At 72.9% G+C, this 12,408-nt stretch carries 9 protein-coding genes; 4 read left to right on the plus strand and 5 right to left on the minus strand.

The genetic code is table 11. The annotated features are described in order from the left end of the window. Positions 1-32 precede the first annotated feature (32 nt). Positions 33-785, minus strand: a complete 753-nt coding sequence (locus ACIP5O_RS03685) for an Rv3235 family protein (RefSeq protein ID WP_401288182.1) — start codon at positions 783-785, stop codon at positions 33-35. A gap of 275 nt (positions 786-1,060) precedes the next feature. Here ACIP5O_RS03685 and ACIP5O_RS03690 point away from each other — a divergent pair, with 275 nt between their 5' ends. Together ACIP5O_RS03690 and ACIP5O_RS03695 are read left to right on the plus strand one after the other, a co-directional pair. Then, entirely contained in the window at positions 1,061-1,567 is a 507-nt protein-coding gene (locus tag ACIP5O_RS03690; protein WP_401288185.1) for a DUF6912 family protein, read from the plus strand. A 98-nt stretch (positions 1,568-1,665) separates the two neighbouring features. Continuing rightward, positions 1,666-2,325 (plus strand): HAD family hydrolase, encoded by a 660-nt coding sequence (locus ACIP5O_RS03695; protein ID WP_356540651.1) that lies wholly within the window; start codon positions 1,666-1,668, stop codon positions 2,323-2,325. A gap of 26 nt (positions 2,326-2,351) precedes the next feature. Here the strand turns inward: ACIP5O_RS03695 and ACIP5O_RS03700 are convergent, their stop codons facing one another. After that, complete coding sequence (locus ACIP5O_RS03700) at positions 2,352-2,906, minus strand: DJ-1/PfpI family protein (RefSeq protein ID WP_366375172.1); 555 nt, start codon at positions 2,904-2,906, stop codon at positions 2,352-2,354. Between the two features lie 384 nt (positions 2,907-3,290). Here ACIP5O_RS03700 and ACIP5O_RS03705 point away from each other — a divergent pair, with 384 nt between their 5' ends. Continuing rightward, positions 3,291-8,255 carry an NAD-glutamate dehydrogenase gene (locus tag ACIP5O_RS03705; protein WP_401288189.1) on the plus strand — a complete coding sequence of 1,655 codons (4,965 nt, stop codon included), beginning with the start codon at positions 3,291-3,293 and terminating at the stop codon, positions 8,253-8,255. A 64-nt stretch (positions 8,256-8,319) separates the two neighbouring features. Here ACIP5O_RS03705 and ACIP5O_RS03710 read toward each other — a convergent pair whose 3' ends face one another. Genes ACIP5O_RS03710 through ACIP5O_RS03720 form a run of 3 tightly spaced genes read right to left on the minus strand, consistent with a single transcriptional unit; the run spans position 8,320 to position 11,544 of the window. Beyond that, positions 8,320-9,804 carry a glycosyltransferase 87 family protein gene (locus ACIP5O_RS03710; protein ID WP_401288191.1) on the minus strand — a complete coding sequence of 495 codons (1,485 nt, stop codon included), beginning with the start codon at positions 9,802-9,804 and terminating at the stop codon, positions 8,320-8,322. Between the two features lie 11 nt (positions 9,805-9,815). Then, entirely contained in the window at positions 9,816-10,616 is an 801-nt protein-coding gene (locus tag ACIP5O_RS03715; protein ID WP_401288194.1) for an ABC transporter ATP-binding protein, read from the minus strand. Continuing rightward, entirely contained in the window at positions 10,609-11,544 is a 936-nt protein-coding gene (locus tag ACIP5O_RS03720) for an ABC transporter permease (protein WP_401288195.1), read from the minus strand. Before ACIP5O_RS03720 ends, ACIP5O_RS03715 begins: the two co-directional genes overlap by 8 nt. 232 nt (positions 11,545-11,776) lie before the next feature. On the opposite strand from ACIP5O_RS03720, the gene ACIP5O_RS03725 reads away from it, so the two are divergent. Then, complete coding sequence (locus ACIP5O_RS03725; protein WP_401288197.1) at positions 11,777-12,376, plus strand: TetR/AcrR family transcriptional regulator; 600 nt, start codon at positions 11,777-11,779, stop codon at positions 12,374-12,376. The last annotated feature ends 32 nt before the right edge of the window (positions 12,377-12,408 follow it).

Genomic DNA, 12,408 nt, shown 5'->3' on the forward strand with positions numbered 1-12,408 from the left:
TGGGCGGGCTTTTCGTCGTATCCGTCCTGCCGTCACGCCGTGCCCAGGCCGTCGAGCTCCACGGCCGCGCAGCGCCAGCGCCGGTCGGCGCCGCGCTCCAGGCGGAACGCCATCGCCCGGACGCGGGCGCCGGTGGCGATGGTCGCGAAGGCCTCGACGGCGTCCTGGGCGGGGTGCGTCTGGACCGAGCAGCGGCGCAGGACCGGGCGGGGGCCGAGGGAGCGCAGGGGCGTCTCCGGGGCGAGCCGGACGAGCTGCTCGTACGCCTCGCCGAGGGTGTGCCCGAGCATCCAGTGCACCGGCCGCTCCCCGCTCAGGACGGCGAGCAGGCGCTCGGCGAAGACGGTGTGGGGCGGGAGCGCGCGGGGCGCGCCGCGCTCGGGCGTACGCGGGCGCGTGCCGGCGGAGCCGCGCGGCCGGGTCCCGGCGGGGCCGCCCGGAGCGGTACGGGGGCGCGGGGCGCGGGGGCGGCGGGTGGCACCGCCGAGGGGCGGGACGGGGAGAGCGGCCGAGGCCGGGGCCGTGACGAGTTCGGCGGTCGGAGGTGCGGTGGGGACGGCGGGGAGGAGGGCCGTCAGAGCCGTGGTGGCAGGCCGGGCCGCAGTGGGTGCGGTGGTCGGAGGCGTGGGCGTGGCGGGGACGGCAGTCGGGGCGGGGGGCCCGGCGGGTCGGGTCGCCGTGGGCGGGGCGGTCGGGGACGGGGCCGTGGTGGTGGGGACGGCCGTCGTGGTGTGGCCGACGGGCGGAGTCGTGTCGGTGGTGGTCGTCGTGAGCGTGGTGGTCATGGTGATCCCCTGTCGTTCCGTAACCGAGTCGTACCAGTCAGTAACTACCGCTGGGGATCTTGTACGGCGACGACTCGGGGCATCGCAAGGCGCCGGCCACCCCGGGGTGGTCCGGAACGGGATCACCTATCCGGGTGACGCGGTCGGAAATCGGGTCTCCGGCGGTCCGGCGCGCGGGCGTCGGGGGTGGACGGACGGCGCGTCCGGCCCGCCGCCCCGAAGGGGGACTCCGCACGTATCCTGAGGATCTCTCCCTCTACGAAAGCGGCCAGCCGATGCGCGTCTACGTCCCCCTGACCCTCCCCGGTCTCGCACAGGCGCACAAGGCGGGCGAGCTGGGCCCCGGCCCGCTGACCGCCTACGCCGTCACCCCCGCGCTGCGCGAGTGGTACGTCTCCGACGACATCGAGGAGCTGGAGTACGCGGCCCTCGGCCGGGCCGCCGCCGCCTCCCTGCGGCTGCTCGCCGGCGACCCCGAGGCGCCCCGGCGCCGGATCGTCGTCGCCGTCGACGTGGCCGACAAGGACGCCGTCGCGGACCCCGACCGCGGGCTCGACGCCGACGCGGTCGGCGAGGTCCGGATCGCCGGGGCCGTACCGCTGACCAAGGCCGCCGCCGTCCATGCCGACGCGGACGACGCCGAGGCGGACGTCAGGGCGGCGGCGGACGCGCTGGGGGCGGCCGACCGGGGCGACGACGACGCGCGGTTCGTCGTGGACGGCGCCGAGGACCACGAACTGCTGTGGTTCGGGGTGCAGGAGATCCCCGGGTTGCTGGGCTGAGGGACCGGGAGGGTTCCGGGGGTTCCCGGGGGATTCCGGAAGGGTCTCGGAACGGCTCCGCGCTCTTCGCCGTCGGAGGCGGCGGGTACCGTCCTTCCATGGGGAAGCACGGAAAGCACCTGGTCTGGGACTGGAACGGCACGCTGCTCGACGACATCGACGCCGTCATCGGGGCGACGAACGCCGCCTTCGCCGAGCTGGGACTCGAACCGCTCACGCTGGAGCGGTACCGCGAGCTGTACATGGTGCCGGTGCCGCAGTTCTACGAGCGGCTCATGGGGCGGCTGCCCACCGACACCGAGTGGACCCTCATGGACGGCGTCTTCCACCGGCACTACCGGGCGCGCGCCGAGAACTGCGGCCTGACCGCCGGCGCCGCCGAGCTGCTCGCGGCGCGCCAGGCCTCCGGCTTCACGCAGTCGCTGCTCTCGCTCGCGCCGCACGCCGACCTCGTCCCCCTCGTGCGGCGGCACGGGATCGCGGAGCGGTTCCTGCGCATGGACGGACGGCCCGACACCTCCACGGACGGCAAGTCCGGGCACATGGTGCGGCACCTGGCCGCCCTGGAGGGGATCCGGGCCGAGCGGGTGGTCGTCATCGGCGACGCGGCGGACGACGCGCTGGCGGCGGCGCACGTCGGGGCGAAGGCCGTGCTCTACACCGGCGGCTCGCACAGCCGCGCCTCCCTGGAGCGGGTGGGCGTGCCGGTGGTCGACTCGCTCGCGGAGGCGGTCGCCGTGGCGGAGGAGCTGGTGTAGTCCTCCGCCCCGTACGACCGGGCCCCTCAGCCCTTCGACCTGAGGACCTTCAGGAACTCCCGCATCCAGACCGGGTGGTCCGGCCACGCGCGCGAGGAGACGAGCAGACCGTCGACCACGGCCGCCGTGTCCTGGAAGGACGCCCCCGCCGCCTGCATGTCCAGTTCCAGGGCCGGATAGGCCGTGACCCGGCGGCCCTCCAGGCTGCCGGTCGCCGCCGTCAGGAGCGGGCCGTGGCAGATCTGCGCGACCGGCTTGTCCGCGTCGAAGAAGGCCTTGAGGATCTTGCGCAGCTCCGGGTCGTTGCGCAGGTACTCCGGGGCCCGGCCGCCCGGGATCACCACCGCCAGGTACGCCCCCGGGTCGACCTCCGAGAAGGCCAGGTCGGCGGGCCAGGTGTAGCCGGGCTTCTCGGTGTACGTGTCGAAGCCGGGCTCGAAGTCGTGGACCACGAACCGCAGCGTCTTGCGGGCCGGGGCCGCGATGTCCACCTCGTACCCCTCTTCGAGGAGACGCTGGTAGGGGTACAGCACCTCCAGCGACTCCGCCGCGTCCCCGGTCACGATCAGGATCCTCGCCATGGCTCTCCCCGCTCGCAGAAGTCGGATGCCGTGCCCTGAGGACATGTGTCGCTGTCCATAACGTCAAACTTCCACCCCCTCTTTTGTACACATACGGCTCATGACGGGGCGGGGGGCGGGAGCGATAGGCTTTCGTCGTGATCAGCGCGATACGCCGAGGGGGCAGTGAAGCCCCCGGCTGCCGCCCGACCCGCTCCGGCGGTCGGGCCGACCGTGCGTTCGCCGATCTCCTCCGCCCGGGCGGGCCGCGATCAGTGGCCGAAAACGACCCGGGCATCTCTCATCCGGGCATGACGCCGTCTTCTGCGGAAACACGTCGTGGAGGCGTTGTGCCCTTCCTTCCACCGATGTCGCGCAACGGCGCGCGGCCAGGAGTCAGAGGACATGCAGACCAAGCTGGACGAAGCCAAGGCCGAGCTGCTCGAAAGGGCCGCCCGGGTAGCTGAGCACAGCCCGGTCGGGGGGCGACTTCCGACGGGGCCGGACGGTCCGGGCGAGCGCCCGGACGGCGACACCGTGCTCGAATACCTCCAGCGCTACTACCTGCACACCGCGCCCGAGGACCTGTCCGACCGGGACCCGGTCGACGTCTTCGGCGCCGCCCTCTCCCACTACCGCCTGGCGGAGAACCGTCCGCAGGGCACGGCGAACGTGCGCGTCCACACCCCGACGGTCGAGGAGAACGGCTGGACCAGCAGCCACTCCGTCGTCGAGGTCGTCACCGACGACATGCCCTTCCTCGTCGACTCGGTCACCAACGAGCTGTCCCGCCAGGGCCGCGGCATCCACGTCGTGATCCACCCGCAGGTCCTCGTCCGCCGCGACGTCACCGGAAAGCTCATCGAGGTCCTGTCGGCCCAGATCCACGGCGAGCTGCCGCACGACGCGCTCACCGAGTCCTGGATCCACGTCGAGATCGACCGCGAGACCGACCGCGCCGACCTCAAGCAGATCACCGCCGACCTGCTGCGCGTCCTGTCCGACGTCCGCGAGACGGTCGAGGACTGGGAGAAGATGCGCGACGCCGCGCTGCGCATCGCGGACGGCCTCCCCGACGAGCCCACCGCCCCCGACCTGCGCCCGACCGAGGTGGAGGAGGCCCGCGAGCTGCTGCGCTGGCTGGCCGACGACCACTTCACCTTCCTCGGCTACCGCGAGTACGAGCTGGTCGACGGCGACGCCCTGTCCGCCGTGCCCGGCACCGGCCTCGGCATCCTGCGCTCCGACCCGCACCACTCCGGCGACGACGAGGGCCACCACGCCCACCCCGTGTCGCCCTCCTTCAGCCGGCTGCCCGCCGACGCCCGGGCCAAGGCCCGCGAGCACAAGCTGCTGATCCTGACGAAGGCCAACAGCCGGGCGACCGTGCACCGCCCCTCGTACCTCGACTACATCGGCGTGAAGAAGTTCGACGCCGCCGGCAACGTCGTCGGCGAGCGCCGCTTCCTCGGCCTGTTCTCCTCGGCCGCCTACACCGAGTCCGTCCGCCGCGTCCCGGTCGTCAAGCGCAAGGTCCAGGAGGTCCTGGAGGGCGCCGGCTTCTCGCCGAACAGCCACGACGGCCGCGACCTGCTCCAGATCCTGGAGACCTACCCGCGCGACGAGCTGTTCCAGACCCCGGCCGACCAGCTCCGGGCCGTCGTCACCAGCGTCCTCTACCTCCAGGAGCGGCGCCGGCTGCGGCTCTACCTGCGCCAGGACGAGTACGGCCGCTACTACTCGGCCCTCGTCTACCTGCCGCGCGACCGCTACACCACTCGCGTCCGGCTGCGGATCATCGACATCCTGAAGGAGGAGCTCGGCGGCACCAGCGTCGACTTCACCGCCTGGAACACCGAGTCGATCCTCTCCCGGCTGCACTTCGTCGTCCGCGTCGAACCCGGCACCGAGCTCGCCAAGCTCACCGACGCCGACGTCGAGCGCATCGAGGGCCGGCTCGTCGAGGCCGCCCGCTCCTGGGCCGACGGCTTCGGCGAGGCGCTCAACGCCGAGCTGGGCGAGGAGCGCGCCGCCGAGCTGCTGCGCCGCTACGGCAACGCCTTCCCCGAGGGCTACAAGGCCGACCACTCGCCGCGCGCGGCCGTCTCCGACCTGGTCCACATGGAGGCCCTGGCCGGCAGCGAGAAGGACTTCTCGCTCTCGCTCTACGAGCCGGTCCTCGCGGCCCCCGGCGAGCGCCGCTTCAAGATCTACAAGACGGGCGACCAGATCTCCCTCTCCGCCGTCCTGCCGGTCCTCAACCGGCTCGGCGTCGAGGTCACCGACGAGCGCCCCTACGAGCTGCGCTGCGCCGACCGCACCCACGCCTGGATCTACGACTTCGGCCTGCGGCTCCCGGCCACCAACGGCAGCGGCGTCTCCCTGGGCGACGACGCCCGCGAGCGCTTCCAGGAGGCCTTCGCCGCCACCTGGACCGGCGAGGCCGAGAACGACGGCTTCAACTCCCTCGTCCTCTCCGCCGGCCTGAACTGGCGCGAGGCGATGGTGCTGCGCGCCTACGCCAAGTACCTGCGGCAGGCCGGCGCGACCTTCAGCCAGGACTACATGGAGGACACCCTCCGCAACAACGTCCACACCACCCGGCTCCTGGTCAACCTCTTCGAGGCCCGGATGGCGCCGGAGCGCCAGCGCGCCGGCACCGAGCTGATCGACGCGCTCCTCGAAGAGCTGGACGCCGCCCTGGACCAGGTCGCGAGCCTGGACGAGGACCGCATCCTGCGCTCCTTCCTGACCGTCATCAAGGCCACGCTGCGGACGAACTTCTTCCAGAGGAACTCGGAGGGCCGGCCGCACTCCTACGTGTCGATGAAGTTCGACCCGCAGGCCATCCCCGACCTGCCGGCCCCGCGCCCCGCCTTCGAGATCTGGGTGTACTCGCCGCGCGTCGAGGGCGTCCACCTGCGCTTCGGCAAGGTCGCCCGCGGCGGTTTGCGCTGGTCCGACCGGCGCGAGGACTTCCGCACCGAGATCCTCGGCCTGGTCAAGGCGCAGATGGTGAAGAACACCGTCATCGTGCCGGTCGGCGCCAAGGGCGGCTTCGTCGCCAAGCAGCTCCCGGACCCGTCCGTGGACCGGGACGCCTGGATGGCCGAGGGCATCGCCTCGTACAAGACGTTCATCTCGGCCCTGCTCGACATCACCGACAACCTGGTCGCGGGCGAGGTCGTGCCGCCGGTCGACGTGGTCCGCCACGACGAGGACGACACCTACCTGGTCGTCGCCGCCGACAAGGGCACCGCGACCTTCTCCGACATCGCCAACGGCGTCGCGGAGGCGTACGGCTTCTGGCTCGGCGACGCGTTCGCCTCCGGCGGCTCGGCCGGCTACGACCACAAGGGCATGGGCATCACCGCCCGCGGCGCCTGGGAGTCCGTCAAGCGCCACTTCCGCGAGCTGGGCCACGACACCCAGACCGAGGACTTCACGGTCGTCGGCGTCGGCGACATGTCCGGCGACGTCTTCGGCAACGGCATGCTGCTCTCCGAGCACATCCGCCTGGTCGCGGCCTTCGACCACCGGCACATCTTCCTCGACCCCAACCCGGACGCGGCCGTCTCGTACGCCGAGCGCCGCCGCCTCTTCGAGCTGTCCCGCTCGTCCTGGGCCGACTACGACACCTCGCTGCTCTCCGCCGGTGGTGGCGTCCACCCCCGCAGCGCCAAGTCGATCCCGGTCAACGCGCAGGTCAGGGCCGCCCTCGGCATCGAGGACGGGATCACCAAGCTGACCCCGGCCGAGCTGATGAAGGCGATCCTCCAGGCGCCCGTCGACCTGCTGTGGAACGGCGGCATCGGCACGTACGTCAAGTCCTCGGCCGAGTCGAACGCCGACGTCGGCGACAAGGCCAACGACGCCATCCGCGTCGACGGCCAGGACGTGCGCGCCCAGGTGATCGGCGAGGGCGGCAACCTCGGCGCGACCCAGCTGGGCCGCATCGAGTTCGCCCGCTCCGGCGGCCCCGAGGGCGAGGGCGGCAAGGTCAACACCGACGCCATCGACAACAGCGCCGGCGTCGACACCTCCGACCACGAGGTCAACATCAAGATCCTGCTCAACGGGCTCGTCGCCGAGGGCGACATGACCGTCAAGCAGCGCAACAAGATCCTCGCGGAGATGACCGACGAGGTCGGCACGCTCGTGCTGCGCAACAACTACGCGCAGAACACGGCCCTGGCCAACGCCGTCGCCCAGTCGCCGTCCCTGCTCCACGCCCACCAGCGGTTCATGCGCCGCCTGGGCCGCGACGGGGCCCTCGACCGCTCCCTGGAGTTCCTGCCCAACGACCGGCAGATCCGCGAACTCCTCAACAACGGCAAGGGCCTGAGCCAGCCGGAGCTCGCCGTCCTCCTCGCGTACACCAAGATCACGGTGGCCGACGAGCTGATTGGCACCGGGCTGCCGGACGACCCGTACCTGACCGGGCTGCTCCACGCGTACTTCCCGACGCTGCTGCGCGAGCGGTTCACCGAGGCCGTCGACGGCCACCCGCTGCGCCGCGAGATCATCACCACCGTCCTGGTCAACGACACCGTCAACGCCGGCGGTTCGACCTTCCTGCACCGCCTCCGCGAGGAGACCGGCGCGTCGATCGAGGAGATCGTCCGGGCGCAGACCGCCGCCCGCGTCGTCTTCCGCCTCGGCCGGGTCTGGGACGCCGTCGAGGACCTCGACAACCGGGTGCCGGCCGAGATCCAGACCCGGATGCGGCTGCACGCGCGCCGGCTCGTCGAGCGCGGCACGCGCTGGCTGCTCAACAACCGGCCGCAGCCGCTCCAGCTCACCGAGACCATCGAGTTCTTCGCCGAGCGCGTCGAGGAGGTCTGGTCGCGGCTGCCCGAGCTGCTGCGCGGCGCGGACCTGGAGTGGTACCGGTCGATCCTGGACGAGCTGACCGGCTTCGGGGTGCCGGAGGAGCTCGCGCGGCGGGTCGCCGGCTTCTCCTCCGCCTTCCCGGCGCTCGACATCGTCGCGATCGCCGACCGGACGGGCAAGGAGCCGCTCGCGGTGGCCGAGGTCTACTACGACCTGGCCGACCGGCTGCGGATCACCGACCTCATGGACCGGATCATCGAGCTGCCGCGTGACGACCGCTGGCAGTCGATGGCCCGCGCCTCGATTCGCGAGGACCTGTTCGCCGCGCACGCGGCGCTCACGCAGGACGTCCTGACGTCCGGCGGCGACGACGCGGGCCCGGAGGAGCGGTTCAAGGCCTGGGAGGAGAAGAACGCGGCGATCCTGGGCCGCGCGCGGACGACCCTGGAGGAGATCCAGGGCTCGGACACCTTCGACCTGGCGAACCTGTCGGTGGCGATGCGGACGATGCGCACGCTGCTGCGCTCGCACAGCTAGGAGCACGCGCGCGAGGGGCCCCGCCGGTTCTCCGGCGGGGCCCCTCGGCCTTTTCCCGCAGGTCTCACTCCTCCGGCGCGGCGGCGACCGTCGAGGTCCACAGGCGGCGGGCGGCGAGCAGGGTCGCGGCGAGCAGCAGACCGTTGCGCAGCACCATGACGGCGAGGCCCGTGGGGGTGCCATCGATGACGTCGAAGTACAGGACGGGGTACGCGAGCGCGCTCAGCGCCGCCGCCGGGAGGAGCAGCAGCGCCACCGGGCGCATCACGGTGTCCCGGGAGGTCAGGCAGACGGCGGCGAGCCCGAGCAGCCAGATCATGTACTGGGGGCTGATCACCCGGCTGGTGACGGTGAAGAGCAGGACGGCGGCGAACGCCGTGTCGTACGGGGTGGCGGGGGTCCAGCGGTGGGCCCGGACGCGCCAGAGGACCAGCCAGCACAGGGCGGCGGCGGTGAGCAGCAGGAAGAGGTGGCCCAGGGTGGAGACGTACGGGCCGACGTACTCCAGGGCGCCGTAGCGGAACTCGACCGTCCCCGGCCAGATGCCGGCGGACCGGGCGAGCGCGAGGGCCGTGCCGCCCAGGGACTCGATCTGGACGCCCCGGTTGCCCTGCTGCCGCAGGAAGCCGAGCGACTCGGAGAAGAAGAACGCGAGGGTGGCGAGGAGCGCGACGGCGGTGACGGCGGCGGCGGTCCACGCCTCCCGGGTGGTGCGACCCCGCGGGGTGCCGAGGAGTGCCAGCGCCGGCCACACCTTCACCATCGCGCCGATCCCGGCGAGCGCCCCGCCGAGCTGGTGGGCGGCGGTCCTGCGGGCGGTGAGGGCGAGCAGGGCGAGGACGGCGAGGGCGGTGGTCTGGACGTCGTACCGGGCGAGGGGGATGTGGAGGAGGAGCGGCAGGCCGCAGACCCAGATCCAGGCGCCGTGGGTGAGGCGGGCGCCGTCGGCGCGGGCGAGCGCGAGGGTGACGACCGCGTCGGCGAGGAGGGTGAGGGTGACGAAGGCCTGGAAGTAGGTGAGCCAGGGGAGGGCGCCGGGGGACATGATCACGAGCCCGGCCCCCGGCGGGTACTGCCAGGTGGCGTCGCCGGGCGGGAAGGTGCCCGCGGCGAACTTCCCGTACCAGTGCTCGTAGAGCGCCACCTCGCGGGCCACGCCGCCGATGCCGAGGTCGTCGCGGAGGAGCAGCAGGAGCATGCCGGCCCGGGTGAGGAGCCAGACGGCGGCGAGCGCGAGCCGGGGGCCGTTGCCGACCGTGACGAAGGTGGCGGAGGTGAAGGTCTCCGAGGTGAAGGGGGAGCGGGTGAGGGCGGGGGGTTCGGTGCTCGTACTGGTGGGGCGGGAGGCGTCGGCGGCCGGGTCGGATGTGGCCGGGTCGGACGCGGTGGAGACGGATGCGGTGGGGTCGGACGCGGTGGGACCGGACGCGGTGGAGACGGATGCGGTGGGGTCGGACGGGGTGGAGCCGGTCGCGGTGGGGCCGGTCGCGGTGGGGCCGGGGGGTTCGGTGCCGGCCGGGTGGGGGGTTTGGGGCTGATCGTTCGTCACCCCACCGCACTTTAGACCGTAATGTCTTTTTTGCCCGTGGTCTTCGCCCCTGACGCGGTGAACTCCTCGTACGCCGCCACCACCTCCCGCGCCGGGCCGTCCATCCGGAGCGTCCCCGCCTCCAGCCACAGGGCGCGCCCGCAGGTCTCCGCGACGGTGGCGTTCGAGTGGCTGACCAGGAAGACCGTCCCGGCCTCCGCGCGCAGCTCGTCGATCCGCTGCCGGCTCCGGCGCCGGAAGCGCGCGTCGCCGGTGGCCAGGGCCTCGTCGACGAGCAGCACGTCGTGGCTCCTCGCGGCGGCGATGGAGAAGCGCAGCCGGGCCGCCATCCCGGAGGAGTACGTCCGCATCGGACGGGAGATCGCGTCGTCCTTCTCGTTGACGCCCGAGAAGTCGACGATCCCGTCGTAGCGTTCGCGGACCTCCGCGCGGCTCATGCCCGTCGCGAGACTGCCGAGGACCACGTTCCGCTCGCCCGTCAGGTCGTTCATCAGGGCCGCGTCGACGCCGAGGAGGGAGGGGCGGCCGTGGGTGTAGATCCGGCCGCGGTCGACGGGCAGGAGTCCCGCGACGGCCTTCAGGAGGGTCGACTTCCCCGAGCCGTTCGAACCGATCAGGCCGATCGCCTCGCCCCGGTACGCGACGAAGCCGACCCCCTTGACGGCGTGGACCCGGCGGCCGGCCGGTGCCCTCCTCCACCAGCCGCCGCGCCCCTGATCTCGCCCGTGTCCTTGTCCGTGCACGGTGTACGTGACGTGGACGCCGTCGGCCACGACGGTCGGGATCCTCTCCTGCTCGCGCGTGTCAGCCACGGCCGTACGTCTCCTCCGCCTTCCAGAACCACAGGAACCCGCCCGCGAAGGCCAGGACGGCCCAGCCGGTGGCGAGCGCCCAGACGTGCGGCGGCAGCCGGTCCGCGCCGTGGCTCGCGATCAGGGCGAAGCGCACGAGGTCGATGTAGACCGCCGCCGGGTTGCACCGGAGGGCGAGCACCACGCCCTCGGGGAAGCGCCCGTCGTGCGCCAGGTTCCCGATCGACCACATGGCGCCCGAGGCGTACATCCAGGTGCGGAGCGCGAACGGCATCAGCTGGCCGACGTCCGGGGTGCGGGCCGCGATCCGGGCCAGGGCGAGCGCCAGGCCCGTGTTGAACAGGGTCTGGAGGGCGAGCGCCGGGACGGCGAGCAGCCAGCTCCACCGGGGGAACTCGCCGCAGCAGAGGAGGATCGCGACGAGCGCGGCGAGCGAGAGCAGGAGCTGCTGGAGCTGCTGGAGGGCGAGCGAGAGCGGCAGGCTCGCGCGCGGGAAGTGCAGGGCGCGGACCAGGCCGAGGTTGCCGCTGATCGCCCGGGTGCCGGCCAGGAGCGTGTTCGAGGTGAAGGTCCACACGAAGACGCCGGTGATCAGGAAGGGCACGTAGTCGGTCACGCCGTGCTCGGCGTTCATGAACACGCCGAAGATCAGGTAGTAGACGGCCGCGTTGAGCAGCGGGGTCGCCACCTGCCAGAGCTGGCCGAGGCGCGCCTGGCTGTACTGGGCGGTCAGCCGGGCGGTCGCGAAGGCGGCGATGAAGTCGCGGCGGGCCCAGAGCTGCCGGACGTACACGGGGAGCGGGGGGCGGGCCCCGCTGACGGTCAGGCCGTGGCGGAGGGCGAGGGCGCGGAGGTCCTCGGGGGGAGGGGCGGTCTGCGGCCGGGGCGGAGTGGTGTGCGGCGGGGGCGGCGCGAGGGTCGTGGTCATGGGCGGGCTCCGGGGCGGGCTTTCGGTCGGGCTTTCGGCTGGGCTTTCGGCTGGGCTTTCGGTACGGGGCGAAGTGGGGCGCGGAGGGCGGTGGCGGCATCGGCGACGGGACGGGGCGCGGTTGCCGGTCGCGACGGGACGGGTCCGTATCGTCGCTACCGGGACAGTAGGACGCTCAACGACGGAACGCAACCGTATCGTCGTCACGTCGTCGTTGGTTAGGATGCCGTTCATGACCGAACCGACCCCCCGCCGCGCCCCCGCCGGAGCCGCCGTACTCCGCGAGGACGTGACCGAGGCCATCCGCGCCGCCGTCTTCGAGGAGCTCGCGGCCGTCGGCTTCGCCCGGATGTCCATCGAGGGGATCGCGCGCCGCGCGGGCGTCGGCAAGACCGCCGTCTACCGGCGCTGGAAGTCCAAGCTCTCCCTCGTCCTCGACCTCGTCGGCGCCTTCGCCGCCCAGGGCCTGCCGGCGCCCGCCACCGGCTCCCTGTACGGGGACGTGCGCGCCCTCCTCGACGTGGCCGCACACGCCCTGAGCCACCCGGTCGCCTCCCGGGTCGTCCCCGACCTCCTCGTCGAGGCCGCCCGGCACCCCGAGATCGCCGACGCCGTCAAGGCCGCGCTGCTCGACGGACAGCAGGGCGTCGTCGCCCGGATCGTCCGCGAGGCCGTCGCGCGCGGCGAACTCCCCGGGGACGCCGACCCGGACCGGGCCCTCGACCTGATCGCCGGACCGCTGTACTGGCGCCTCGTCGTCGTCCGCACCCCGCCGCCCCCGGGGTACGTCGACGACCTCGCGCGCTCGGCGGTGGCGGCGCTCACGGGCTGAGCCCGCGCGCTCACGGGCTCAGCCCGCGAGGA

This window comes from Streptomyces sp. NPDC088915, assembly GCF_044749825.1.
In the GTDB taxonomy this organism is placed as follows: Bacteria; Actinomycetota; Actinomycetes; order Streptomycetales; family Streptomycetaceae; genus Streptomyces.

Coding starts and splice junctions, on each gene's coding strand:
- ACIP5O_RS03725 (WP_401288197.1), top strand. CDS start 11,777: ATGACCGAACCGACCCCCCGCCGCGCCCCCGCCGGAGCCGCCGTACTC.
- ACIP5O_RS03685 (WP_401288182.1), bottom strand. CDS start 785: ATGACCACCACGCTCACGACGACCACCACCGACACGACTCCGCCCGTC.
- ACIP5O_RS03690 (WP_401288185.1), top strand. CDS start 1,061: ATGCGCGTCTACGTCCCCCTGACCCTCCCCGGTCTCGCACAGGCGCAC.
- ACIP5O_RS03705 (WP_401288189.1), top strand. CDS start 3,291: ATGCAGACCAAGCTGGACGAAGCCAAGGCCGAGCTGCTCGAAAGGGCC.
- ACIP5O_RS03720 (WP_401288195.1), bottom strand. CDS start 11,544: ATGACCACGACCCTCGCGCCGCCCCCGCCGCACACCACTCCGCCCCGG.
- ACIP5O_RS03700 (WP_366375172.1), bottom strand. CDS start 2,906: ATGGCGAGGATCCTGATCGTGACCGGGGACGCGGCGGAGTCGCTGGAG.
- ACIP5O_RS03695 (WP_356540651.1), top strand. CDS start 1,666: ATGGGGAAGCACGGAAAGCACCTGGTCTGGGACTGGAACGGCACGCTG.